This is a genomic window from Porifericola rhodea (assembly GCF_030506305.1).
In the GTDB taxonomy this organism is placed as follows: domain Bacteria; phylum Bacteroidota; class Bacteroidia; order Cytophagales; family Cyclobacteriaceae; genus Catalinimonas; species Catalinimonas rhodea.
The window spans coordinates 4,576,451-4,601,484 of the sequence record NZ_CP119421.1; the positions used below are offsets into that span (position 1 = coordinate 4,576,451).

Annotated in this window: 24 protein-coding genes and 1 pseudogene; 8 read left to right on the plus strand and 17 right to left on the minus strand. The window is 38.7% G+C overall.

Annotation, left to right across the window (positions count from 1 at the left end):
- Nucleotides 1–235: 235 nt before the first annotated feature.
- The 9 genes and pseudogenes from PZB74_RS18740 to PZB74_RS18780 all read right to left on the minus strand — a co-directional run bounded on the left by PZB74_RS18740 (nt 236) and on the right by PZB74_RS18780 (nt 7,501).
- The gene (locus PZB74_RS18740) at nt 236–640 is read right to left on the minus strand and encodes a hypothetical protein (protein ID WP_302238691.1); all 405 of its coding nucleotides are present in this window, start codon (nt 638–640) and stop codon (nt 236–238) included.
- A 149-nt stretch (nt 641–789) separates the two neighbouring features.
- Nucleotides 790–1,050: a hypothetical protein gene (locus PZB74_RS18745; protein ID WP_302238692.1), complete on the minus strand. Its 261-nt coding sequence runs from the start codon at nt 1,048–1,050 to the stop codon at nt 790–792.
- 304 nt (nt 1,051–1,354) lie between these two features.
- A complete protein-coding gene (locus PZB74_RS18750) occupies nt 1,355–2,641 on the minus strand; it encodes an amidohydrolase family protein (protein WP_302238693.1) in 1,287 nt (428 codons plus the stop codon).
- Nucleotides 2,642–2,823: 182 nt separating this feature from the next.
- Nucleotides 2,824–3,369 (minus strand): hypothetical protein, encoded by a 546-nt coding sequence (locus PZB74_RS18755; RefSeq protein WP_302238694.1) that lies wholly within the window; start codon nt 3,367–3,369, stop codon nt 2,824–2,826.
- 294 nt (nt 3,370–3,663) lie between these two features.
- A pseudogene (locus tag PZB74_RS18760) lies at nt 3,664–3,858 on the minus strand (tyrosine-type recombinase/integrase); the annotation flags it as partial.
- A gap of 88 nt (nt 3,859–3,946) precedes the next feature.
- Nucleotides 3,947–4,666, minus strand: coding sequence for an IS21-like element helper ATPase IstB (gene istB, locus PZB74_RS18765; protein WP_302236383.1), 720 nt, complete (start codon nt 4,664–4,666; stop codon nt 3,947–3,949).
- The gene (istA, locus tag PZB74_RS18770) at nt 4,653–6,233 is read right to left on the minus strand and encodes an IS21 family transposase (RefSeq protein WP_302238695.1); all 1,581 of its coding nucleotides are present in this window, start codon (nt 6,231–6,233) and stop codon (nt 4,653–4,655) included. The genes istB and istA overlap by 14 nt, the downstream gene beginning before the upstream one ends.
- 252 nt (nt 6,234–6,485) lie before the next feature.
- Nucleotides 6,486–6,890 (minus strand): tyrosine-type recombinase/integrase, encoded by a 405-nt coding sequence (locus tag PZB74_RS18775; RefSeq protein WP_302238696.1) that lies wholly within the window; start codon nt 6,888–6,890, stop codon nt 6,486–6,488.
- Nucleotides 6,887–7,501 carry a phage integrase N-terminal SAM-like domain-containing protein gene (locus PZB74_RS18780; protein WP_302238697.1) on the minus strand — a complete coding sequence of 205 codons (615 nt, stop codon included), beginning with the start codon at nt 7,499–7,501 and terminating at the stop codon, nt 6,887–6,889. The genes PZB74_RS18775 and PZB74_RS18780 overlap by 4 nt, the downstream gene beginning before the upstream one ends.
- Before the next feature lie 317 nt (nt 7,502–7,818).
- Between PZB74_RS18780 and PZB74_RS18785 the strand changes: the two genes are divergently transcribed.
- Both PZB74_RS18785 and PZB74_RS18790 read left to right on the plus strand, forming a co-directional pair.
- Nucleotides 7,819–8,034: a hypothetical protein gene (locus PZB74_RS18785; protein ID WP_302238698.1), complete on the plus strand. Its 216-nt coding sequence runs from the start codon at nt 7,819–7,821 to the stop codon at nt 8,032–8,034.
- Between the two features lie 70 nt (nt 8,035–8,104).
- Nucleotides 8,105–8,233 carry a hypothetical protein gene (locus PZB74_RS18790; RefSeq protein ID WP_302238699.1) on the plus strand — a complete coding sequence of 43 codons (129 nt, stop codon included), beginning with the start codon at nt 8,105–8,107 and terminating at the stop codon, nt 8,231–8,233.
- Nucleotides 8,234–8,402: 169 nt separating this feature from the next.
- Here PZB74_RS18790 and PZB74_RS18795 read toward each other — a convergent pair whose 3' ends face one another.
- The 6 genes from PZB74_RS18795 to PZB74_RS18820 all read right to left on the minus strand — a co-directional run bounded on the left by PZB74_RS18795 (nt 8,403) and on the right by PZB74_RS18820 (nt 13,710).
- Nucleotides 8,403–9,731, minus strand: coding sequence for a M20 metallopeptidase family protein (locus PZB74_RS18795; protein WP_302238700.1), 1,329 nt, complete (start codon nt 9,729–9,731; stop codon nt 8,403–8,405).
- A gap of 71 nt (nt 9,732–9,802) precedes the next feature.
- Nucleotides 9,803–10,393: a Crp/Fnr family transcriptional regulator gene (locus PZB74_RS18800; protein ID WP_302238701.1), complete on the minus strand. Its 591-nt coding sequence runs from the start codon at nt 10,391–10,393 to the stop codon at nt 9,803–9,805.
- Between the two features lie 134 nt (nt 10,394–10,527).
- A complete protein-coding gene (locus tag PZB74_RS18805) occupies nt 10,528–11,364 on the minus strand; it encodes a serine hydrolase (protein ID WP_302238702.1) in 837 nt (278 codons plus the stop codon).
- 123 nt (nt 11,365–11,487) lie between these two features.
- Entirely contained in the window at nt 11,488–11,856 is a 369-nt protein-coding gene (locus PZB74_RS18810) for a DUF2200 domain-containing protein (protein ID WP_302238703.1), read from the minus strand.
- 142 nt (nt 11,857–11,998) lie between these two features.
- Nucleotides 11,999–13,267 (minus strand): Y-family DNA polymerase, encoded by a 1,269-nt coding sequence (locus PZB74_RS18815; protein ID WP_302238704.1) that lies wholly within the window; start codon nt 13,265–13,267, stop codon nt 11,999–12,001.
- Nucleotides 13,268–13,269: 2 nt separating this feature from the next.
- The gene (locus tag PZB74_RS18820) at nt 13,270–13,710 is read right to left on the minus strand and encodes a LexA family protein (RefSeq protein ID WP_302238705.1); all 441 of its coding nucleotides are present in this window, start codon (nt 13,708–13,710) and stop codon (nt 13,270–13,272) included.
- A gap of 383 nt (nt 13,711–14,093) precedes the next feature.
- On the opposite strand from PZB74_RS18820, the gene PZB74_RS18825 reads away from it, so the two are divergent.
- Nucleotides 14,094–14,333, plus strand: a complete 240-nt coding sequence (locus PZB74_RS18825) for a hypothetical protein (protein WP_302238706.1) — start codon at nt 14,094–14,096, stop codon at nt 14,331–14,333.
- 33 nt (nt 14,334–14,366) lie between these two features.
- Nucleotides 14,367–16,790 (plus strand): aminotransferase class I/II-fold pyridoxal phosphate-dependent enzyme, encoded by a 2,424-nt coding sequence (locus tag PZB74_RS18830; protein WP_302238707.1) that lies wholly within the window; start codon nt 14,367–14,369, stop codon nt 16,788–16,790.
- On the opposite strand, the gene PZB74_RS18835 is transcribed toward PZB74_RS18830, so the two are convergent.
- Nucleotides 16,787–16,960: a hypothetical protein gene (locus PZB74_RS18835; protein ID WP_302238708.1), complete on the minus strand. Its 174-nt coding sequence runs from the start codon at nt 16,958–16,960 to the stop codon at nt 16,787–16,789. The two genes, PZB74_RS18830 and PZB74_RS18835, sit on opposite strands and share 4 nt — an antisense overlap.
- A gap of 82 nt (nt 16,961–17,042) precedes the next feature.
- The gene (locus PZB74_RS18840) at nt 17,043–17,387 is read right to left on the minus strand and encodes a DUF6686 family protein (RefSeq protein ID WP_302238709.1); all 345 of its coding nucleotides are present in this window, start codon (nt 17,385–17,387) and stop codon (nt 17,043–17,045) included.
- A 255-nt stretch (nt 17,388–17,642) separates the two neighbouring features.
- Here PZB74_RS18840 and PZB74_RS18845 point away from each other — a divergent pair, with 255 nt between their 5' ends.
- From PZB74_RS18845 to PZB74_RS18860, 4 genes are all read left to right on the plus strand, one after another.
- Nucleotides 17,643–20,135: an FtsK/SpoIIIE family DNA translocase gene (locus PZB74_RS18845; RefSeq protein WP_302238710.1), complete on the plus strand. Its 2,493-nt coding sequence runs from the start codon at nt 17,643–17,645 to the stop codon at nt 20,133–20,135.
- Nucleotides 20,136–20,205: 70 nt separating this feature from the next.
- Nucleotides 20,206–20,823 carry an outer membrane lipoprotein periplasmic chaperone LolA1 gene (lolA1, locus tag PZB74_RS18850; RefSeq protein ID WP_495885129.1) on the plus strand — a complete coding sequence of 206 codons (618 nt, stop codon included), beginning with the start codon at nt 20,206–20,208 and terminating at the stop codon, nt 20,821–20,823.
- A gap of 65 nt (nt 20,824–20,888) precedes the next feature.
- A complete protein-coding gene (pyrF, locus tag PZB74_RS18855) occupies nt 20,889–21,695 on the plus strand; it encodes an orotidine-5'-phosphate decarboxylase (RefSeq protein ID WP_302238712.1) in 807 nt (268 codons plus the stop codon).
- Nucleotides 21,696–21,964: 269 nt separating this feature from the next.
- Entirely contained in the window at nt 21,965–25,033 is a 3,069-nt protein-coding gene (locus PZB74_RS18860) for a tolB protein precursor (RefSeq protein ID WP_302238713.1), read from the plus strand.
- The last annotated feature ends 1 nt before the right edge of the window (nt 25,034 follow it).

The window sequence follows — 25,034 nt, forward strand, 5'->3', positions numbered from 1 at the left end:
CTGCTTTTTCCTGGCTCCATGCAATACCTGACCATAAAACCTTATGAATGGTCATGCTCTGATACCCCGAAAATAAAAAAGAAGGCTTGATGCCTTCTCAAATGCACTCCTCTTAACCCTACCTATTCCCCATAATAAACATCCCCGAGCAGGTTCAGCTCCACTGCGGCAGTCAACACCTGATTCATGTTGGGCCGTGCCGGCCACACGAATCCTTAGTTGTTGTAGCCAGTATTTAAATCAATTTTAATTCATATTCTTTTCCAATCACTTCGAAAACTGTATCGTAGGTTCTGAATACAAAGTGTTGAAAATTAAAATCAATTTTACCTATGTGCTGATCAGTATCAACTCTGACCATTTCAGCAATCTGTTCTGAGTTCTCAATCCTGTCAAACGACGATTGGTATTCAATTTCGTCAAAATCAAGTTCAATCATTTTAAACAGATGAACTGCTTTAAAAGTGACTTGAAATTTTTGATCAGTTCCATCGGTCAAGTTTTCGCAGAGATTACCGTTAAATTCTCCTATGAGGATAAAGGTTGATTCATTCAGCACTTTTACCTCATCCAGAAATATAGCATCTCTCCCCCAAATCTTTCCAACAGAAGTTATTTCTGGAACTACATTTTGTTTCATTTCATATTGGCTACAACGCCAAGGCTAGCCATCAGACCGGGCACTTGTTTGCGTTTACTTTTCAAGTTATAATTTCTTTCGTTGGAGCGATAAGTGATCACGCTCGTTTTCCTGTCAGGTTGGGGCTAGCTGATGTTATGGCTCGTGCTTTATCTCTTTTCGAGAGTTATTGTTAAGATTTTGATTAATTGATTTGCTCTTTCTATCTCATTGACTTCTAATTCTTTAGAATTATCAATTGTCTTTTTGAAATTATCATGAAATTCATACCATCCATCTGTAAGCCCATTAACAAATCTTTTAGCTTCTCGTAATTCTGAAGCGGTTTTATTTTTATCAGAATTGTCCAAATCAGAACAGAAGTCATCAAATTCACTCCAGTACTCTGACCAATTGGTAATTTCCATCATCTTCAGCAAATCAAAGTCAATCTTATATCGGTAAACCTTAACCTAAAATTAAATTTACATGAGCCATAACGACAAGGCTTGCCGGTCGGGCAGCCTTGTTTGCTTTATATTTTCAGAACATCAAAAATAATGCTTGGCGCTCTAAACTCACCAGCTCATCATTCCGCTGCCTGATGGCTAGGTGGTGTTGGTAGCTGGCGTAACTGAGTCTTTTTTCCCTATATTAATGTCCCGAAATCGATATTTAATTCTTATAATTTTTTACATCTTTCTGGAAAGATATAAATTAAATCAACATAAAAATTTATGGTTTTTTAAAAACTACACCTGCTTTCATTACGAAGTGATTTTTGCCGTAGATCAAATTTTTAAAGTCTTTTTCCAGATCTCCTTCAAAAGCTACTATATCGGCAAATGCACCAGATTTAATTACTCCTATTTCATTTTGCTTACCTATAGCAAAAGCGCCGTTGTAAGTTCCTATTTGTAAGACCTCATTTACCGGAATGCCAGCCTCGTAATAGGATACCAGTGAGTTTTTTGCTTCAATACCAATAGACCTCGGAGTATATAAATACAAATCAGAGCCATATACGATTTTTACACCTGCTTTTACAGCATTTAAAAGTCGTTGCTTGGTTGATGCTACAAAACTTTTTATGTCATCATCTGTAATATTACTTTTTGAGAACTCTACTATACCTTTATATCCGTCAAAAGTGCCGTCGGTTGGTACCAGATAAACCCCTTTTTCAGACATGAGTTGCAAAGTGCTATCAGATATATTGTAACCATGTTCTATGCCATCAACCCCAGCCATCACAGCATCATTTACAATTTGGTCATATGTAGCGTGAGCAGTTACTTTAAGATTGTTTTTATGCGCTGTCTCCACTATGGCTTTCATTTGTTCAGTGGATAGTACCAATCCATTATCGTTAGTAGCACATATTTTAATAATATCAACGCCATTGTTCATATGCTCAATTACTGCACTTCTGGCTTCATCCACCGTCCTTACAATACTATATTCCTTGGCAGGTAGGTTTTTGTGAAGATGAGGTAGTTGCCCAAATTGCCCGTTTGGTGGGCTTATGATCGGACCTGATACTAACATTCGTGAACCCTCTACCCATCCTTTATCAATGGCATTCCGTAAAGTAACATCCAGATATTGCCCCGAATTACCTAAATCCTTTACCGTAGTGATACCAGCCGAAAGAAAAGATTTTGCTATGTGACCTCCTCTTAACAGCCGGTCATCATCTGAATTTTCAATCAAATCAACTTCCATATTGGCACCACTCCCCTGCATGAATAAAAAGTGGGTATGTGAATCTATAAGACCCGGAATAACTGTGGATTTGGATAAATCTATTATTTCATGGTCAGCGTATGTTATATCATCTGAATCGGTAACTTTTACGATTTTTTCACCTTCAATAAAAATGAATTGATTTTTAAGAAAAGTTTTACTTTCTGAGTTGAATAGCTTACCCGCTTTTATAAGGTATTTCTTTGACTCTTGACCGAATGCAGCATTGAATAAGAGTAATAAAAAAAGTATTAGTTTAAAAGTTGTTTTCATCATTCTATTTCTTCCATTGTTAGATTGTTATTGAGTGTGTAATATGCTTGCTACCAACGACCATTGCGAGCCGACGGCCGGATTGTTTGCGTTTCCCTTTCGTTTATCATTTTGGCTACTTGGAGCAGCTGACGAACTAGCTCAATTTCGCTAGGCTGACGGCTGCAAAATGTTATGGCCAGTTTTCAATTCTCAATTTCATCACATTCTTCTCCCCAGCATTCAACACAAGGTTGATTAATTGTTGGAAAATCTGATGCCTTTCTTGCTGATACAAATTTCAAATCAGAGGTGTAATCATTTGGATAAGTTGTAATCCAATTGGCGATACCCTTTGTCTCATCAACATATTTAAATTTGAAAGATTGTTGATGATTATCTAGAACATTCTCTGTTTCTATCACCAAATCTTTTTTAGTACCAGCTAAATTAACAATTCTAAATTCTTGGTCTTCTTGGGTGCCATGCAACAAAATGTATGCAGTATCATTCTTAGAATAGATTTTGTATTCTAAATTTCCCATGTCACAGCTATTGAAAATGACCAATCCTGAATCAGTTTCTGTTAAGTGCGTCCAATCAGAATTCATTTCACTTAGTAAGTCGTAATCAACAGATTGTTGCTGATGACATCCAAATACTAAAATCATGGTGCTTATGTAAACTATTATCTTCATTTTTTTAATTGGCCATAACGGGCGGCGTGCAGCTACACTGGCTGATTTTGCCACCTATCTATTTTTTTTTGTTTCAACTTCTCAAATAGCACCTCAAATTCTACAACCCTGATCTGCCAGCCTGTGAGATGCATGATGTTGGCTGGCGGGCTCCCCACTTTTGACCGCGTAGCGGAACATAGGACTGACAGCCAACTATTGTGTATCTGCTACTGTAGCACTTATAGATGCTTTAACTAGTATATCCATAATCCCTCCCCTGGATCATTATTACTAATTTTGACCTCCCACTTCTCTCCATTCTCATTACTATTGTAGCATTATTACAACTCTTAAGTAACATCTTTTTCATCTAATATTCAACTGATCTGCCGGACTCACAATTTTATCTAATGCTTGCATGGATACATGCGTGTAAATCTCAGTAGTCTTACTGGAGTTATGTCCCAACAATTGTTGAATATAACGTAAATCTGTACCACTTTCTAATAAATGTGTCGCAAAGGAATGTCTTAAGCAATGCAAGGTATAGGCAGTAGGAATGGATATTCCGGTGATGTTGCCCCCTGTACCGGAGATATTGCCCCCCTAATTCAGGTTTGGTTCTGAAGAACCCGATGGTATGACAATTTTACACTTTTTTTCTTAGACTCTCACCCTTGATGTCAATTCTATGAGAAGTATGCACTAGCCTATCCAGGATAGCATCAGCAATAGTTTCCTCCCCAATGACATCATACCAACTAGCAACAGGTAACTGACTGGCAATGATGGTGGATCTAGCACTATGTCTGTCCTCAATGATTTCCATCAGATCCATTTGTTGCTGTTTTTCCAGGTGGGTCAGGCCAAAGTCATCCAGGATGAGCAGATCTGTCTTGGCCAGTTTCTCAAAGAACTTATAGATGGTGCCTTCCAGACGAGACATCTTGGTTTTAAGCAGCAGTTTCTGAGTATTAAAGTAAGCTACTTTAAATCCCATCAGACAAGCTTGATGCCCTAGAGCAGAGGAGAGGAAGCTTTTCCCACAACCGGTGGCACCGGTCACAAGGATTGACTCTCCTTTCTGGATGTATTCACCGGTGGACATACGGGTAATCAGGTTTTTGTCTATGCCCCTTTTCTGGTCAAAGCGTAGCTCTTCTATAGATGCTTTGTAGCGGAAACCAGCATTGTACTCTAACCTTTTGAACTTACGAAGATCCCTTTCCTGCTCCTCTGCCTGAAGTAAAACTTCTAATCCATCCAGTAAGGATAGCTCATGAAGTTTCCTGGTCTCCTGCAAGGCTGCCCAAGTTTTGATCATCCCATGTAATTTGAGCTTGTTTAGCTGTGTCTCAATTTGATTCATTGGTTTTATAATTTAGTTCTAACTGTTGATAATGTTCTTTCCCTCTGAGGTTATTATGCTTGGGTAGAGGCTTTTCAGAGATAGTGGACTGAACCTCTATCATCTTATTTTCCAATACATTCATTACGAAGCTGTAGGTGTAGTTGTGGCAATCCAATGCCATTTGACAGGCCTTTTCAAAACGTGTAGGCTCGGTTTTCCTTTCCAGGCCAAACAGACCATCACAGGTTCTGTAAAGCTGTTCTGGATAGCGATTCTGCTCAAAGATGCAGCACACCAGTTTATGGAGTATAGCCGATTTTTTGGCAGCTTGCCTACGATAGTATTCCGGGCTCCTGTCTTTGTAATGTTGGTGCTGCGAACAGAGATGATCTTTGGTAGTAGAATAACCACCCTGGTGGAAGTTCCTGATATGTACAGCTACCTGCTCTCCTTTGGAAAAGATATAAACCATACTGCGGGTGTAGATGACCTTGACTTTACTACCAATCATTTTAAAATGGACGCTATAGTAGTGTTTATCCTCAGAGAGATAGATATGGTTGTTCTTGGCCACTCTTAACTCTCGGTAGTATTTGATCTGGTATCTCTCAACTGGTAGAGGCAAGAGGTGTGTCTTCTCCTCGGATATGAAGCGCTCTTCCCGGCAGTAGGGCTTCTTTTGCATGCGAGTTTGATTATGATCTCTCACTTTTTCTTTGATGGCTACATTCAGGGAAGACAGGTCAAAGAAGACCATGTGACGCAACTTGGCATATACCCGGCTGTAGATCAGCTTCACTTGATTCTCTACTAGTGCTTTGTCTTTAGGCTTACGAACCCTGGCAGGTACTACTGTAGTGTTGTAATGATTGGCAAAATCCTCTAGCGCACGATTGATCTCCGGTTCATAGCGGTTAGTCTTGACTACCGCAGCCTTTAGATTATCCGGTACTAATGCTTGAGGCACGCCACCCAACTCATGCAAACAACAGGAAAGGGCGTAGAGAAAATCTTCAGTGGACTGGCTCCTTACAGCCATCACAAAGCTGTAGTCAGAGAAGGGTAAGCAGGCCGTAAATACCTGGCACTTGATCTCCTCACCAGTGGACTTGTCTATATAGCTCAATGGCTTACCTGCAAAGTCAATATAGAGCTTCTCTCCAGGATGATGGTGTAGCACTGCGGATGGTCTGCGGGCTATCTGTAACTGATGGAGATGAAAACAAAATTGAGAATAACTATAGCTATCTGGATTACCCTGTCTATATTCTTCCCAAAGTAGTTTTTTATTGACCCCACGTTCTTTTAACTCATTAAAGTAGTAGTCAAGTCTGGCCTTCAGATCCTCATAACGGTTGTCTTTGTAGGCAGGGTTTCCCGGATGAAATTTTGCCTCCAGTACCGGATGCTCCATTCTGAACAGCTCTTCTATTGTGTAGCCTTTGCCATCTTTGATGGTAGTCAGGCTTTTGAGTTTCTCCAGGTATACTTTAACGGTGTTCTTGCTGATGCCTAGTGTGCGGGCAATGGTCTTACGCCCTTTGCCTTGCTGATGTAGAAGTATGAGTTGTTTGATCGTGCTCATAGATTTTGGTTTACCTGCCATAAGGGTCTTTTTAGCGATAGTTGATGATCGCTAAAGAACCAAAACCTTAAGTTTTGAGGGGTCAACTTCCTCCGGAATCATACCCTCAAGGGGTCAATTTGCTCCGGTACAAGTCAACGTCAATATATTTAGAGGGGGCAGTATCTGCCGGATTGGCATGCGTTTCAAGCTCAAAAAGAGCATTGAGTATCTAAATTTTCTACCGGATTTGAGGGGTCAATATACTCCGGTTTATCCAGTAGGAATGCCTGATGCTTTTAAAGCTCTTTTGAAAATCTGCTGCAAACTCCGATAGCTATAGGCTCCTCCATATTGACCCTCAAAGATATATTCTTTGCTTGGGTAAGCCTTTCGGTACTGGATAAGCAATGTCCTAGCAGACTGAGACAACATAACGCAGCGGTCTTTCTTCCCTTTACCGGCTTTGATATGAATCCGATGACCATGGAGGTTGATATCTGTCCACTTCAAATTAAGTACCTCCCCTGCCCTTAGCCCCGCAGAATATATCAGCAATAGCAGGCTTTTGTGTTTGAGGTTCGGAGTGTTTGCTAATATCTTCTCTATTTCTTGCCTGGATATGATTTTCGGTAAACTCGCCTCTTTTTTCGGACGATGGATTTGCCCTAAGTTCAAAGGCTTACCAACACAATGACGATAGTATAGCTGTACCGCATTAATTGACTACGCGTCCCGGATTGGTTAATGTAAGACACCGAATACCTCCCGCTTTCTTTCAGCCCGGCATGATAGCTGTTGATTTCTGTCTCTCCATAGGCATGAATAATATCCAGGGGTAGTGAAGTCGTATTCACAAACTTAACAATCATCGCATAATACGTCCTGATGGTATTTAGACTATAGTTCTTGAGTTGCATATACTCCAGCAATTGAATAGATACTGTTTTGTATTCCTCCGAAAGTTGCTGATCCCATAATGCTTTTTGAAGCACCAAACTATCCAGCTTGATCTTCTTGCTTAACCCAATTCTGGCTATTCCCTTTAGACTTTGTAATAACTTGAGAATATGCTCTTCGGTAAAATGGGTGATGAAACAGCGATAAGCTTGACTCCACTTTACCCCAGTTGTCTGAAATAATACGCCGTAGAGGCACTTATGATAGCGCATTTGTAGTTTTAAGTAGGTCTTACCCTCATGGTCCATCGGAAGCAGATGGATGGTGGGAGTAAATACTTTAGCCCTATGGCTAGCACCTAGTCGAACGGGCTTTTCAGGTACCTGCACCAAAGGCGGGTACAGGTACCTGAAAAGCCCCCAAGGTAAGCTGAGAGCTGCCGTAGCAAATTCACATCATGACTCATCAATAGTTGGCCTTCCTGTTTTTCTATATAGCTTAGCTGTTCCAGCCTGTGCCGTAAATATACAGGACAGGATTTCAGTACTAGTCTGACTTTTCCCGGACTCCCCTCTATAGTATTGAGATAAATGATAGGTTTGGCTGACTTCATACATATACGTTTGGCGCTAAATTAAGCCTCCGCATGGTCTTAGCTGTAGTAAAACACGAGTTTATCCGAATGTACACGTATAATAACACGACTATGCAAACCAGAAGATGTCAACAATGCCAAAGCCAGCTCCAAGGGCGGGTTGATAAGAAGTTTTGCTCAGACCAGTGCCGCTTTCTGTATAACAACCAAAAGAAGCGCTCTGCTGAAGTTACCATTAGCAATGTAAACCAGGTGCTAAGAAGAAACAGAACCATCCTGAAAAGCTTTAATCCGATAGGCAAGACCACCATACCAAAGCTTTACTGAGCGCTTAAGAGTTTAGCTTTGACTTCTACACCCACATCTACCGCACTAAGACTGGCATGGTATACTACTTTTGTCGGATGCCGCGCATTATGAGTACGGTTATGCTTTTGCCGCTGATGAAAAAGTAGTGCTCGTTACCTGGCAATCCTATATGGATAAGCCCATTCATCAAGTGATGTTCAATAACCGCTATGACTGAAAAATTCTATGCTGCTCTTTAAAGGCCTATAAAGCTTACAAGCAGAAGTGAAAGAGTTAAAAGCCGCTTTTGACATTTTGACTAATAGAGCTTAAACACCTGAATATGTTAATAATTAATACTCAAATTGTACCATTACGAAAATAGATATCCTAAACAGTAGATAGTTTTATTGACTCTGATTTATCCTTTCAATTATCATTGAGGAAAAATATTCAACACCAGATTGAATACAAGTCTCATCCACAGCGAAATTGGGTGCATGAGGCATGGCAATAACTCCCTTCTCATAGTTAGATCCTCCTAATAAAAAATAGACTCCCGGTATTTTCTCCTGAAAATAAGCGAAGTCATCACCTCTTCCATCAGGAATGACGCCATGCAATGGAAAAGCACTAGATTTTCCATAAATATCAGAGATAGTGTTAAGTGACTGAAGGGTAATACTATCGTGATTTTGGACATTTGCTCTATCAGGTGAAAATACAAATTTATCGGAGGCAAAATTCACCTCTTCAAGCTGATCTGCATACTCGCTTTCTTTTATCTTCTTTCTTATAAGAAATAGGATTGAGTCCATTTTCTCTTTACTACTTGTACTTATAAATGCACTAACAGTAAGTTTATCTTCATTTATCTTGGTCTCAAAGTTATTGCTTACTGTAATATAGTTTTGAAAAATAGTATTAGGATTACCCAACCCTATTTTAAGATCCATAAGGTTGCGTGTATCCCAAAACTTGCTATCAGGTGAGACATTTTGTAGATCAGAAATTGCCTGCTTAGTATAATCTATGAGTGGTTTTGTGGGTTTAGCAGAAGTAAAAGTGATATTAAGCTGCTTATAGTCAGCATATAAATAGTTGGCTTTTGAAGCTACTAAGCCTGAAGGCATAGGCGATATGTGGACAGCGTATATCTCATCAGGCTTAATTATATCTAACAAGCCATCAGTTATCATTGCTTTTGCTCCTTTGTAATTTTCTTCAGAAGGCTGAAAAATAAAATAAACTGTTCCTTCAATATTATCTCTATAAGTTGCTAATACATTCGCAATACCCAGCCCAATAGCTGTATGAACATCATGTCCACACATATGGTTTACACCTTTATTTTTAGATACAAAAGAAAAAGACTCTGCTGCTTCCATAGGTAAGGCATCAATATCTACACGCCATGCAATCTTCTTGCCCCTCTTTTCTGTATTAAGTATCCCTACGACTCCATAACCACCAATGTTAGTTTTCACTTCTAAGCCAAGTTCCGACAAATAGTCCGCGATAAATTTCGCTGTTTGCTTTTCTTGCCCAGAAAGTTCAGGGTATTGATGCAACTGTCTCCTGATATGTACCAGGCTATCATAAATCTGATTAGTTCTCTTTTGGATCAATTCATGGATAGATGCCTGGTGATTTGTATTCTGGCCTAAGCTAACATTAGGCACAAAAAATAACATAAGGCCAATTGAAATACATAATATTTTATAAGTAGATTTCATATTTCTTTATTAGATAATAAGCCAAATATGAAGAGACTATTACACATTCTCCTGACACATATGTGACAAAACTATTTTTGGGAAATTCTTTTGCGAATTCTGCTTAAAGACTGTCTTTCTATACCCAGAAATGTTGATAAATGCGTAAGGCTAATTCGTTTATGCAGTTCAGGATGGGCTATCATAAAGTTAATATACCTTTCTTCCGCAGTGCTGAACAAAAAGCCTTCTACCCTATCATTTAAAATTGTTAGCACCTTTTCAGCAATTAGCCTTCCGTGCATTTCGCTGTTTTTAAACTTACGATAGCTTTCCTGAATAATATTATAGGGTAGATTAACAATTACGCTTGGCTCCAGGCATTGTAAAAAATATTTACTTGGCTTCTGTCTGATAAACGCAGGATAATCAGTTACATATTCGTTTTCTTGGGTAAAACCTGTGCTAATTTCGTTTCCCTTATCGTTTATGTAATATCTACGAATGAGTCCTTTACAAATAAAACCCATTTCTATCTGCACTTCACCTTCTTTTAAAAAGAAGTCACCTTTACTGAATTCTCTAACTTTAAGATGAGGGTAAATAAAACTTACCTCTTCTTCGGAGGAGTGCGTAAGCTGTTTTACGTATTGGGCTATGTATTCACAATAGGATTCATTCATTTTAGGGGCAGGCCTGTTTACTTTATATTTAATGATATTTATGAAATAAAAGAATTACATACCACAACAAAATAAGGTCATATCTTTAAACATAAAACTCTACTCTAAATTTTGTAAACTAATAATTAAGTCATTCATGACTCATTTGAATTATAGATCAGTTTAGCCAGCGTTCCTATAATTTTTTCTGCCTGATGCATAGAGCTAAATCCTTCTACAAATATGGAAAGGATGATATCATTACTATTTGTGTAGATAATACTTGCATCTCCCCTAACATAATCCAGTGTTCCTGTCTTGTGGGCGATCTTTAAATTTTGAGGAAGCATACTTGGAATTGTGCTCTCATCTTCACATTCTTCCAGAATTTTAAGGCATTCACTTGTCCATTCTTCAGATAAAAATTGTCTCTTCAGCAAAAGTTGGTAAATACGATTCATATCTGCTGCTGAGGTATAATTTTGTCTTCCATTTTTGATAGCCTCAAAATCCATCATTTTGCGTTGTAAAGAGGTATTTTCCAGTTTATTTAGCTTCAGAAAATGATTAACATTTTCCATACCTACTTTACGAATAATAATATTGGTAGCCGTATTATCACTAGCTTTTATCATCTCTAAGGCCAGCTCTTGTATAGTAAATGTCGTACCATTTTTTTGGTGTTGAATATTACCCGCACCACCAACTTTGTCGTTTGCTTTTAGCACATATACTTCATTCCAGTCTATCTTACCTCTTTCCGCCTGAGTTAATAATTCAATAAGAATGGGGACCTTAATAATACTTGCCGAGGGTAATCGCTTTTCAGAGTTTTTCTCAAAAATTAGCTTGCCATCTAATGTCTCAGCTTTTACTGAAATTTGTATAGTATCTGGAAGTGTTGCCAGATAATTTTCAATTTCCGGGTTTTGCACAGATTGAACTTGCAGCAAGCTTTCTATTACTGTAATCATGTATATGAGGTAGTGCATATTTATTTCAGGCTATTCTGAAGAAAGAGAGCTGATATTTACTCTTAAACTATTCTTTAATTTACTCCTTTGGCTAAATATAAACTTTACCTTTAGCTATTGCTGGTTTCTGGCAAAATCGTTTCAGGTTTGAGTTCTTAGTATCTTATCCAACTTCTTACCTTTTGCCAGTTCGTCTACCAACTTATCCAGATACCTTACTTTCTTTGTCAGGGGGTTGTCTATCTCCTCCACACGATAGCCACAGATAACACCTGTAATGAGGGGAGCATTGGGGTGTAATGTTGCTTTCTGAAAAAAATCCTCAAACGTAGCCTTATCGTCTATAAGCTTTTGCAGCTGATTTTCGTCAAAACCAGTTAGCCATTCTATTACAGTTAACAATTCCTCTTTGGTTCTACCCTTTTTCTCAACTTTAGCAATATAATGTGGATAGACAGATGAAAATGTCATTTTAGCCATCCGCTGATTATGTTCGGGTGTTGTTTTCATTTTTATGCCTAAGATAAGAATTTGTAAAGGTAGTCATACACCTAAAAGCCAGATTATGCATCTGTATAGGCTTTAATTTTTAGGTTCCTTCAAATCCAGTTTGCCTATTCATAAAGTTTAGAGCTGATCAAATTCTATTTAATCATGCTCCTACTTCAATAATTTCTTCCCAATCAGAGGTGTACTTATTGGAAACTTTGCCTCTTATGGTTTCTCCACTGTTACGGTATCCCATAGCGGCTGAACGTACTACAAAACGCCCCATTTTTGCATTAATAATATCCATTGCCTGCATAGATTTAATATGTTTCTGCCTATTCTCATTGTCAAAAAGATTTTGTTGACAGGTATAGGCGGGCACTAACCCTCCTACTAATACACCAGCTTTTTTATACCTATAGCCCTCCCTGTAAATAATGTCTAATGCCTGAAAAGCATAATGTATCAATTCTGGAGTGTTATCTGTTGCAACAGGTAGTTGTATGGTCTGGGCGTTGGCATACTGATGGTCAACATCTTTAAAGCGATTTGTTCTTATATACACAGTCACATAGTTTGCACATGATTGCTGCTTTCTCAACTTCTCACCTACCCGGGTACAATAAGTTGCTAAAGCCTCTTTTAGCTCAACTAAATGACAAATAGGTTTAATAAAAGAACGAGAAGAACCTATCATTTTTTTATTAGCATGCTCACTAATGGTTTCAAGAGGTAAGCAGCTCAACCCACGCAGCTCATGGTGTAAACGCAAACCCACTACACTCATATGTTGCTTAACCCAGTTCTCTTCGGCCTGGCTAAAATGGTAAGCGTTTTTAATACCGGACTGATATAAAAATGCCGCATACTGTCTTCCTATGCCCCAGATATCTTCTACTGGTATACTTTTTAGAGCCTTTTTAATACTATTTTCATCCTTCAGAACACAAACACTTTCTCCATTCTTTTTGGCGAGGTGAATTCCAATCTTAGTCAGAGTTTTCGTTGGTGCAATGCCAACACGAGTAGGTACACCCGTCCATTGCCTCACCTTGGTACGTAACTGATGCCCCAGCCTTTCCCAACTTCCGTACTGACGATCAAGGCCACTTACGTTTAAAAAAGCTTCATCTATAGAATACACTTCAATATCTGGCGAAAAGCTTCGTAAAGTATCCATAACCCGTTTAGACATATCTCCATATAATGCGTAATTAGAAGAGTATACTTCCATATGATATTTGCTAATCAGCTCACGAATTTTAAATACCGGTGCGCCCATTTTTACACCCAATTGTTTAGCTTCCGGGGAACTGGCTATCACACAACCATCATTGTTAGATAAGATAAGAACAGGCTTATTTTCTAATTTTGGATTAAAAACACGCTCACAGGAAACGTAAAACTGGTTACAGTCTATAATCGCAAACATGCTTAAATCTTATGAATTACATACGTTACTACTCCACAAATTTGCTCTAACTGTTCTTGACTAGTACAAATAGAAGCCCCATCATCTTCAAGCTCACTGTTTTCAGGCAAATAAATTCTTTTAATGGTATAACCATATGTGGTTTTGCATACGGCTACATCGTTTTCTCTTAGCTGTACCGTACGATCTATAATGAGCAAATCGCCTTCATATATTTCAAGCTCTTCTGAAGACCCACCTTTTACTTTAGCGTAAAAAGTCGCTGACGGATGACTTATAAGATGTGTATTTAAGTTTAGGGACAATTCGGTTTCTTCCTCTGAAGGAGAAGGAAAGCCTGCCGGCACGCCATTTTGATACAGTGGCAAATCTATCAGTTCTGAAAAATCTGACTGAAAAAGCTCCAGAAGGAGGGTATGATCTGTGTATGTGGTTTGAGACATAGTATAATAGATTTAGTTAGAGTTTTCGCTACAATAATACTTTTTTTAAGCATAAATAAAAACTAAATACTTTTTTTAAGTATCAAATACTTAATTTTATACTACCTGTGTAAGATTGCGTAGCAAAGCAACTAATATTAATGAACTAAGCCAGGTATAAAAGCAGTTGTAAGGGATTATCAATAGGTAATTACTAAACAAATCAATAGTAGCTGATGAACGCTTATGATAATCACATAATTATTATGAATAATTAAAGACATTCAATGATATTAGTGAGTGTTACAAAATTTTGTTTGAGAAATATTACATAAATACAGAAAAATATTGATCATTAAAATAATTGAATTTATCTTAGGTAGGAAATGGTATAACATATAAAAATGATAAACAATCTGTGTCAAAAATATAACTTAGAAGAAGGCAAAGACTTCTTCATTCAGCAAAAAGGAGTGCTTACATTCCTCTATTTCAATAAGTTATCAGATGCAGAAACGCTTCGTAATGATATCTCCAGACATGCCATCCTAAGAAATTTCTCTCTTTCAGTTATCTCTGATATTATTCACAAACAAGATCCTTTTAGCTACTATTTTTTTGTCTCTCAAGAAAGAATAATTTAAGTATCAACACTTAACAAATAGCTTGCATCTAGAATGGCAAAATCCAGACACAATAATATACTCGACACCATCGGGGACCTGATTCTCAATGCCAAAAAAGAAGGACTAGTACATTTGTATACAGAGGGTGATCGTTTTGATGGCAGACACATACATATTAATGGTAAACAGTTGTTTCACTTTGGAACGACCGGCTATTTAGGTCTGGAGCAGGATATACGCCTAAAACAGGCAGCCTGTGATGCTATTATGCGCTATGGAACGCAGTTCCCCCTCTCAAAAACCTACGTCTCTTTTGTAATTTATAAAGAGCTGGAAGAGGCTTTAAAACAGGTATACCGTCGACCTATAGTAATAACTAAAAATAGTACGCTAGCACATATCGGAATTCTTCCGAGTATAGTAAGGGACGAGGATACTTTAATACTTGACCAACAGGTACATGCCAGCGTACAAAATGCAGCACAGCTGCTGAAACCCAGAGGCATAGCAGTTCAGCTGATTAAGCATAATGACATGAATATGCTGGAAGATTTGCTGAAGAAAGCAAGAGGCAAATTCGAAAAAGTATGGTATGCCGCTGATGGCGTGTACTCTATGTTTGGGGATACAGTGCCTATACAGGATTTACAATATTTACAGCAAATTTACCCCCAACTTCACCTTTATGTAGATGATGTACACGGAATGAGCTGGGCTGGCAAACATGGCGCGGGCTACGTTATGAGTCAGCTTGGCGATTTACCAGAAAAAATGGTACTGGTAGGTACACTAAGCAAAACTTTTGGAGCTAGTGGTAGTGTAGTAGCCTTTGGCAACGAAAAGCTCTATGAGTACTGTAAGATATTTGGTGGCCCCCAGACCTTCTCAGCCCAACTAGAACCCGCTAGTGTGGCCGCAGCATTGGCATCAGCTAAAATTCATCTTTCGGACGAAATTTATCAGCTCCAGGATGAACTTAGGGAGAAAGTAAACTACTGTAATCAACTTATCCGGCAAACTAACCTTCCACTAATACAGGAAAATATATGTCCGGTACATTTTATAGGAACTGGCCTACCGGCATTAGCCTATAACTTTGCCAAAAGACTAATGAACGATGGTTTTTATATCAACGTGGCCACTTTTCCGGTGGTACCGGTGCGCCATACGGGTATACGATTTACCATATCGCGACACAATCAAAAAGAGGAGATTAAACAGCTAGTAGATGCTATGATCTACCACTACCCAAAAAGCCTGGAAGAGGAAGGCCTTTCTCTTAACAGAGTACGCAAAACCTTTAAACTACCAGAAGTTAATGAGCAGGAAGGTATAATACATACACCCCAGAGTTTAAATGTCCAGATAGCCGAAAGTATAACAGAGCTAGACAAAAGCGAATGGGACACTTGTTTTCAAGGCAAAGGAATATTTGACTATCAAGGGCTACAATCATTAGAAAAAGCATTTCAGGGTAACATAAGAAAAGATCATAACTGGAAATTTATCTACCTTACTATAAAAGATGAAGCTGGAAAAATCATACTGGCAACTTTCTTTACAGTAGGTTTGTGGAAAGATGATGCCTTATCAAAATCCGCGGTTTCCCGTGAATTAGAGCTTATTAGAGAAGATGACCCTTACTATCTAATGAGTAAAGTATTATCTATGGGTTCTTTAATTACTGATGGAGAACACCTGTACCTAGACCGTGAGCACAAACTCTACCCTAAAGCCCTAAAAACACTTTGCAGCAAGATTGAGGACTTAAAAGTGAAGTTTGATGCCAAAATGATTATGATACGTGATATTGAAGCTTCAGACGAAGAGCTTAAAGATTTCTTTTACCATCAGGGCTATCTTAAGATAGACTTACCTGAAGGCTCTGAGATAGATAGACTAGATTTTAAAGATACTGAAGAGTATCTATTGTCTCTATCCTCTAAGTCCAGAAGCCATGTGAGAAGAGATATATTAAAGAACGCTGATAAAATCATTGTTAAACATAAGGCAACATTAAATGAAGATGAGCTGATCAAAGCTTACGCACTTTACCTACAGGTTCATAAAGCCAATCATGCCTTTAATAATATCGCTTATCCAGCACGTTTATTTGACATTTTAAATGAAGACCCAAACTGGGAATGTATATGTTACTATACGGCTAAAGAAAATAAACTAATAGGCGTAGCCTTCAATCATATTGGAGAAGACAGCTATCAGGGAGTTATTCTAGGGCTGGATTATCAGCATACAGAACTAAAAGTATACAAACAGGCATTGTTTCAGGCAATTATGCGTGCCAAATCGTTGGGTAAGTCCAAGATACAATTGGGACTAACCGCCAATACCGAAAAGAAAAAGCTGGGTGCTAAACTGGTGGCAAGAGTAGGATTTCTACAAGCTGATAGTAACTATAAACTGGAGCTTCTGGAAAGCCTGGAAGGCAACAAAATTATACAATCTCAGAATTAATTTTCACGCGACTTTTTTATACAAATAAAGCCAGCAACTACAGCTGCTACACCCAATACATAAGGCTGCAAGATAAGTTGACTGGCAGAGATAGAATTGTAACTGGCTACCAACAAAACAATTCCTCCTAAAACCAGAGATACAATACCAATCGTTTTCAGAAAATTCATAAAGAATTAAGCAAATAAGAAAAGAGTAGACACTGAAAGGTTTGCCTACTTTACCATTAAGTAGCGCAAACCTAAATATTTTTTAATTGCTACGGGTCTTTTCCGTTTTAAAAAAAAGCCTTTGATGGACTTTTACCATAGCAGCAGCCTCCAGAAGAAGCTGAAGGAACTCATCTAAATCTTCTCTGGACACAAAATAGCTGGCACATAAAGGCTTAAAGTATATAAAAGCAAACTCTTCGTAAGGTGTGCTAAACCACTCTTCAGGATCTAATTGATCAAGATATCTTTTTAGATCATGCAATTGCTGAGAGGTGAGTATCAGCATGATGTTTTTGAACTGGAGCTTATAGGTGATACCGTTGCTCAAGATGCTGACTTTGCCGTTATCAGACTCGCACAAAGTAGGATTTCCGTGTTGTGGCATGTTATTAGGCTATTTTATGTAAAGATTAGAATTTTGCTCATAATATGTTGATATAGTGCGTTTAGAAGGGCTAACAGTATTTTCTCAAAAAACATTGATTCCATTCCCATAAATTTTTCTTTTTTTCTTTCTTTCCCCACTTTTACCCTGGCAAAAATGATGATCCGAAGAGCTCGGCTTTATTTATGCTAGCAATGTGTATATTGCGTGCTATCGTTTGTGTTATGATCCTAAATGCAGTCCTAAATCATTGGTATGGCGGAAAAAACATATAAATCCAATACATATAAGAAGGCAAAAAAAAGTAAACAGCCTAAGAAAAAACTAAAGATTACCTTTCATCAGGACAAAAGGTTTCACCTGGCCGGAGGATTCTTTCTTATCGTACTTTCCGTATTTTTAGGTATAGCTTTTATATCATTTTTATTTACCGGCAAGGCTGATCAGAGTGTAGCAGAAGCTGCCTTTGATACGGATCTGAAAGCCTCAGGCCTTGAGGTAGAAAACTGGCTGGGCCTTTTGGGAGCGTTATCCGCCTATCTGTTTATTTATCGCTGGTTCGGATTAGCATCTATGCTTATTCCTCCACTTTTCTTTGTTACAGGCTTTAAAATAGTATTTAAGCGCGAACTCGCTTCACCCTACAATGCCTTTAAATTTGTTTCCTTTTTCCTGATCTGGACAAGTGTATTGCTCGGCTACATTGTATTCCGGCAAGACGGCCCTTCACCCTGGGGATTTTTAGGAGGTGGAGTCGGGTACGAAATAGCTTTTTTGCTCAATAGCCTTATGGGCTGGGGTACCATTCTTCTCCTGATCTTTTCGTTGCTCGTATTCTTAATCTACTTCTTTAACATCACTACTTTTTTCCACCTGAAACCCAGAGAGAAAAAAGAAGAAAAGATAGATTACGAGGTAGAGAAAAAAGCTGTATCTTCTGGTGTTCAATCAGACTTTGACTTTAAGGAGCAACCCGAAGCTGAGAAAGATATTAGCCAGAAAGAAAAACCAGCACCTCAAAAAGATGAATATAGCTTTGAGTTAGATCAGGATGAGTTAAGTAAAAAAAGCAAAAAATCTTCTTCTGAAATGCCCGAGTTGGAGGTAAATCTCCCTGATATACCTGAAGAAGATGCCCCTCAGAATAGCTTCCCTCCACCGCCTGATACACATGCGGACTATGAGTTGGAAGTAGAAGAGAAAATGGAAGAGAAAGTTTCCAGCAAGATGGAAAACTATGACCCTACATTAGACTTGTCTAATTACACATACCCTACTCCCGATCTTCTAGCAGCTTACGATACCCAAAAGGTAAAAGTGACAAAGGAAGAGCTTGAAAATAACAAAGATAATATTGTAGAAACGCTTATCAATTTCAAGATTGGTATTTCTTCCATTAAAGCCACTATCGGCCCTACAGTTACTCTTTATGAAATAGTACCAGAAGCCGGAGTAAAAATTTCAAAGATTAAAAACCTGGAAGATGATATTGCCTTAAGTTTGGCAGCTTTAGGTATTCGTATTATCGCTCCTATTCCTGGTAAGGGTACTATTGGAATAGAAGTACCTAACAAAAACAGGGAAATCGTAAGCATGAACTCGGTAGTGATGACCGATAAGTTCATGAAAAGCGATAAAGAATTGCCTATCATCTTGGGTAAAACTGTAAGCAACGAATTGTACGTAGCAGACCTGGCAAAAATGCCCCACCTGCTAATTGCCGGGGCCACTGGTCAGGGTAAGTCTGTTGGCCTGAACGTATTACTCACCTCCCTGATATTTAAACGACATCCTTCACAGCTAAAGTTTGTCCTTATCGACCCTAAAAAGGTAGAATTAACGCTGTATAATAAGATTGAGAGGCATTTCTTAGCGAAAATTCCTAATAGTGAAGATGCCATTATAACGGATACTAAAAAAGTAATTTATACCCTGAACTCACTTTGTATAGAGATGGACAGGCGGTATGATTTGCTTAAAGAAGCAGGCTGCCGTAATATCAAAGAATACAATCATAAGTTTGTTCACCGAAAGCTAAATCCTGAAAAAGGGCACCGTTTTCTTCCGTACATTGTACTCATTATTGATGAGTTGGCCGACCTGATGATGACTGCCGGAAAAGAGGTGGAAAACCCTATCGCACGTCTTGCACAGCTGGCACGAGCCATTGGAATCCACCTGGTAGTAGCAACACAAAGGCCTTCAGTTAACGTAATTACTGGTATTATTAAAGCTAACTTCCCGGTAAGGCTATCCTTTAGAGTTACTTCAAAAGTAGATTCACGTACTATTCTGGATACCGGAGGAGCAGAACAGCTGGTGGGTCAGGGAGATACTCTTCTTTCATTAAACTCAGAGTTAATCCGCTTACAATGCCCCTTTATTGACACGCCGGAAGTAGATGAGATTTGTGATTTTATTGGCTCACAAAGAGGATATGAATCAGCGTACTATCTACCTGAGTATGAAGGAGAAGACGGTGAAAACAGCGATGTAACGGATGTAGATCTTAAAAACAGGGATGCCATGTTTGAAGATGCCGCACGACTGATTGTACACCATCAGCAGGGAAGCACATCACTTATTCAGCGTAAGCTCAAACTGGGGTATAATCGTGCCGGTAGAATCATAGATCAGCTGGAAGCAGCAGGCATAGTTGGGCCCTTTGAAGGGAGCAAAGCACGTGAGGTTCTCGTACAGGATGAGTATAGTTTGGAACAATTGTTGAATAATATAGATAATAAATAATCTAATCTAATTACGAATCATACTAATGAGACAAATAAGCATAACTAGAGGAGTAGGATACCTGACCATAATGATCATGCTTGTAGTTCAAACAGCATACGCACAATACGACCCTAAAGCTAAAGAAGTACTGGATGCAATGAGCGCCAAGTACCAGTCAATTGGGTCTTTTGAGTCAGACTTTTCCTATTCAATGGAAAATCCTACACAATCTATCAGCGAAGATTTTGAAGGAGAAATATTAGTGAATGGCGACAAATACCGCCTCAAAATGGGTGGTCAGGAAATTATCAATGATGGCAATACTGTATGGACTTATTTGGAAGAGGTAAATGAGGTAAATATTGATAATTACGACCCTGATGAAGGAGACATCTCTCCTACCCAGATATACAATGCCTACAAAAGAGGTTTTAAATATGTTTTTGTTGAAGAAGAAACTTCCGAAGGAAACACCTACGAGGTAGTAGATCTTTTGCCAGAAAACAATAATAACCAGTTCTTCAAGATCCGCCTGAACATAGATAAGAAAAACAAGACTTTAAAAAAATGGCAGATTTTTGATAAGAACGGTACCATCTACACCTATGAGATCAGCAATTTCAACCCGGACGCTGATATTTCTAATGATGTTTTTTCATTTGATACCAGTAAGTACCAGGGAGTAGAAGTGGTTGACCTTCGTTAATCAAGAATTATATCCTAAATTTGAAGCCGGAGCTATATTAGCTTCGGCTTTTTTTATTGATAGATATGACAAGACAGGAACTCATCCACCAAATTCGCCAGAAAAAATCATTCCTTTGTATTGGTCTAGATACCGACTTAAACAAGATTCCCCGGCACTTACTGAAAGAAGATGACCCTATATTTGCTTTTAACAAGCAAATTATTGATGCTACTGCAGATATCTGCGTTGCTTATAAACCTAATCTCGCATTCTACGAAAGCATGGGGGTGCAGGGATGGGAAAGCCTGCAAAAGACTATAGATTATATACCCAAAGATATATTTACTATTGCAGATGCTAAGCGAGGAGATATAGGTAATACTTCTAAAATGTATGCTCAGGCCTTTTTTGAAAAAATGAAATTTGACTCCGTTACGGTAGCTCCGTATATGGGTGCTGATAGTGTATTACCTTTCATGGAGTTTAAAAATAAATGGGTCATTCTCTTAGCACTAACCTCTAACCCTGGTAGCGCAGATTTTCAACAATTGAGCGTTCAGCAAGGTGAAAGTAAGTTGTACGAAAAGGTGCTGGAAACCAGTACACAGTGGGGTAACGACCAGAATCTGATGTACGTTGTTGGAGCCACTCAGGCTGAAGCGCTGGCAGAAATACGTAAAATAATTCCATCCCATTTTTTGCTGGTACCAGGCGTAGGAGCTCAGGGAGGCAGCCTGGAAGAAGTTGTCAGATATGGAATGAATGATGATGTCGGGCTACTGGTCAACTCCTCGCGTGGAATTATATATGCCAGTCAGGGTGAGGACTTTGCAGCTGCTGCCCAATCTGAAGCCAAAAAGCTTCAACTGGCTATGGCAAAGTATTTATAGTTATGAGCAGGGGGAGCAATCTAATTGCTCCTTTTTATATGAGCTAACTCATTGAAATGGTATTTCTGATAAAAATTTTTTAGCAGTTTTTACAACCAAAATCTTAAAAAAACAGTCTTTAAAGTAAAACAAAAAACCAACTTAACACACTAATTATCAAGTGTTTGCAATATAATATTTACTAATTGAATATGTAATATAAAAGAAGAATGCTTCGTTTTTGATGTGGTTCAAAAATACTATTGGATTTTTTTCAAACGGTAAGAACTATGAAACGCGATAGATCAAAAACATATGTAGCCTTTTTCACTATTTTTTTATGGCTATTGTGCCAAGAGTCTTTAGCACAGTATTTTGGTAAAAACAAGCCACGCTATCGGACTTTTGACTTTGAGGTTAATGAGACGCCACACTTTAAGGTATACAATTACCTGGATAATCCTGTTTTAAAAGAGCGCCTGCTCAAGGATGCTGAAAAGTGGTATACTTTGCACCAAAGCATACTACAAGATACAATCAAATTTAAAAACCCTCTTATATTTTATAACAACCATGCTGACTTTCAGCAGACCAACGCTATCACAGGAGCTATTGGTACTAGTACAGGAGGAGTAACCGAAGGTTTGAAAAACAGGGTGGTAATGCCTGTTAGTAGCTCTTATGCAGAAACTAATCATGTATTAGGGCATGAGCTGGTACACGCTTTTCAGTACAATATACTACGTTCCGGAGATTCTACCTCCCTCGGATCTATCCGCAACCTACCACTGTGGATGGTAGAGGGTTTAGCTGAATATATGTCTATAGGAAGCATAGCTCCCCATACCGCAATGTGGATGCGGGATGCTGTTGTGCATGATGACATACCTACCCTTAAGGATATGACGCGTAAAATGTACGAGTATTTTCCCTACCGGTATGGGCATTCATTTTGGGCATTCACTGCTGGCATATGGGGCGATGAGATGATTAAGCCCTTATTTAAAGCTACCGCCATGTATGGCTATGAGAAGGCTGTAGACTCCCTCTTAAATATGGATGAAAACACATTTTCAAAAATGTGGTCTACTGCGCTTAAGAATTACTATTCCTCCTATCTGGACACTTGCTCTACAATAGCCATTGGAAGCCCTCTGGCTACAAAGAGTAGCAGTAAGACTGAAACAAATGTAGTCCCTACCATCAGTCCGGATGGTAAATATGTAGCCTATTATTCAGAAGCTAATATTTTTACTTTAGACCTGTTTCTGGCAGATGCCAAAACCGGCAAAATCGTTAAAACACTAAGTAGTACATCTAGAAATACGCATATTGATGATTTTAGCATTTTTGAGTCAGCAGGCACATTCTCTCCCTATGCTGATAAGTTTGCTTTTGTGGTATTTAGTAAAGGGCAGAACAAGCTCGCTATTGTAGATGTAGCTAACCCTAAGCAACAGAAAGAGTATGTGCTGGAAGGTGTACCATCATTTTCAAATCCTACATGGTCACCTGATGGTGAATCTATCGTTGTAACAGGCATAGTAAACGGGCAGAGTGATTTATTCCTTTATGATCTTAAGAGCAATAAAGTAAAACGACTGACTAATGACCTACATACAGAGCTTGTTCCTTCTTGGTCACCTGATGGCAAATACCTTATTTACAGTACAGATACTCCTGATAGTGCATTATCTGAGAATACAGTTAAATCATCGTACCGTATCGCCATACTAGATACAAAAAACCTTAAAAGAGAAATTATTGATGTATTTCCTACTGCTGCTAACCTCAATCCTCAATTTAGCCAGGATGGGAGGTCAGTCCTTTTCTTATCTGACCGTGATGGTTTTAGAAATTTATATGAGTATCAGATCAATAGTAATGAGGTTTATCAGCTAACGAATTATTTCACTGGCATCAGTGGTATTACCAGCCTGTCTCCTGCCTTCAGCCTTGCCAGACAAACAGGAGATTTAGTATACTCTTACTACTATGACAATAGCTACAATCTATACAAAGCTCATGTGACAGATTTTGAGTCTTATAAAGTGGAAGTGAACTCTAAGGATGTCAATTTTGAAGCAGCAACTTTACCCCCATCTCGTTCTTTAATAAAGCAGGAGGTCAATAAACAGCTGATCGTGTTCCATGCTAAAGAAAGTATAGCACCTGACTCCATCAAACCTTTACCTTACCGACCCGAATTTAAGCTGGACTACATAAGCAATACAGGAGTTGGTATAGCAAGCAGCAGGTTTGGTACTGGCCTGGCAGGAGGAGTTCAGATGTTATTTAGCGATATATTGGGTAATCAGCAGCTGTTCGGTGGACTGGCGCTCAACGGTGAAATACATGATTTTGGTGGGCAATTCGCCTATATTAACCAGAAGCATCAGCTTGGCTGGGGAGCCAGTATATCACATATTCCTTATCGTTCGGCAGGTATCCGGTACTTGAGAGATTCACTTAAAATAGGTGACGAGCAGCTTCCTGTTACCAATGTGCAGCTGGATATGCTACGAATTTTTGAAGACCAGCTATCTGTCTTTGCTTTTTATCCGTTTTCAATGTCTACTCGCCTTGAATTTGGGGCGGCTGCGGCACGATATAGTTTCCGTCGCGATCATTACAATAATTACTATTATTACAATGCTCAGGTGTATGCCGATAGAGAAAAAGTAGATGCCCCGGATAGTTATAATTTATACAATTTGAATGCTGCCTACGTACTGGATAACTCCCATTTCGGAATTGCCGCGCCTTTTTTAGGTAGCCGGGCCCGACTAGATGTGCAAAAGTTCGTAGGAGCAGCAAACTATTATTCCCTGACTGCTGATTATAGGAAGTATCACTTTATTAAACCCTTTAGCATTGCCTTCAGAATATTGCATATAGGAAGGTACGGACAACATGCAAAAAACAGAATGTTGTACCCATTGTACATAGGCAATCCCGTATTTATCAGAGGTTATGGTGCCAGGTCGGTGATTAATAGCATCAGCCCTGATGGTAATTATGTTGATGATCTTACAGGTAATCATTTGCTTGTTGGCAATGTAGAATTCAGAATACCATTCACCGGGCCTGAGAGACTGGCGCTTATTAAATCTAAACTTCTGTTTTCTGATCTGAATATATTTTTTGATGCCGGAATGACTTATAATCATGTGCTCCCGGTAGAAAGAACAGAAGAAAACGAGCTCACTCTTAGCAGCACTCCACTATGTAGTAGCGGTATATCTGCTCGTATAAACGTGTTTGGTCAACTTATTCTGGAACCTTATTACGCCATACCCTTAAGAGAAAACGGATTAAGAATGGCAAACTTCGGTCTTAATTTTATACCTGGTTGGTAAG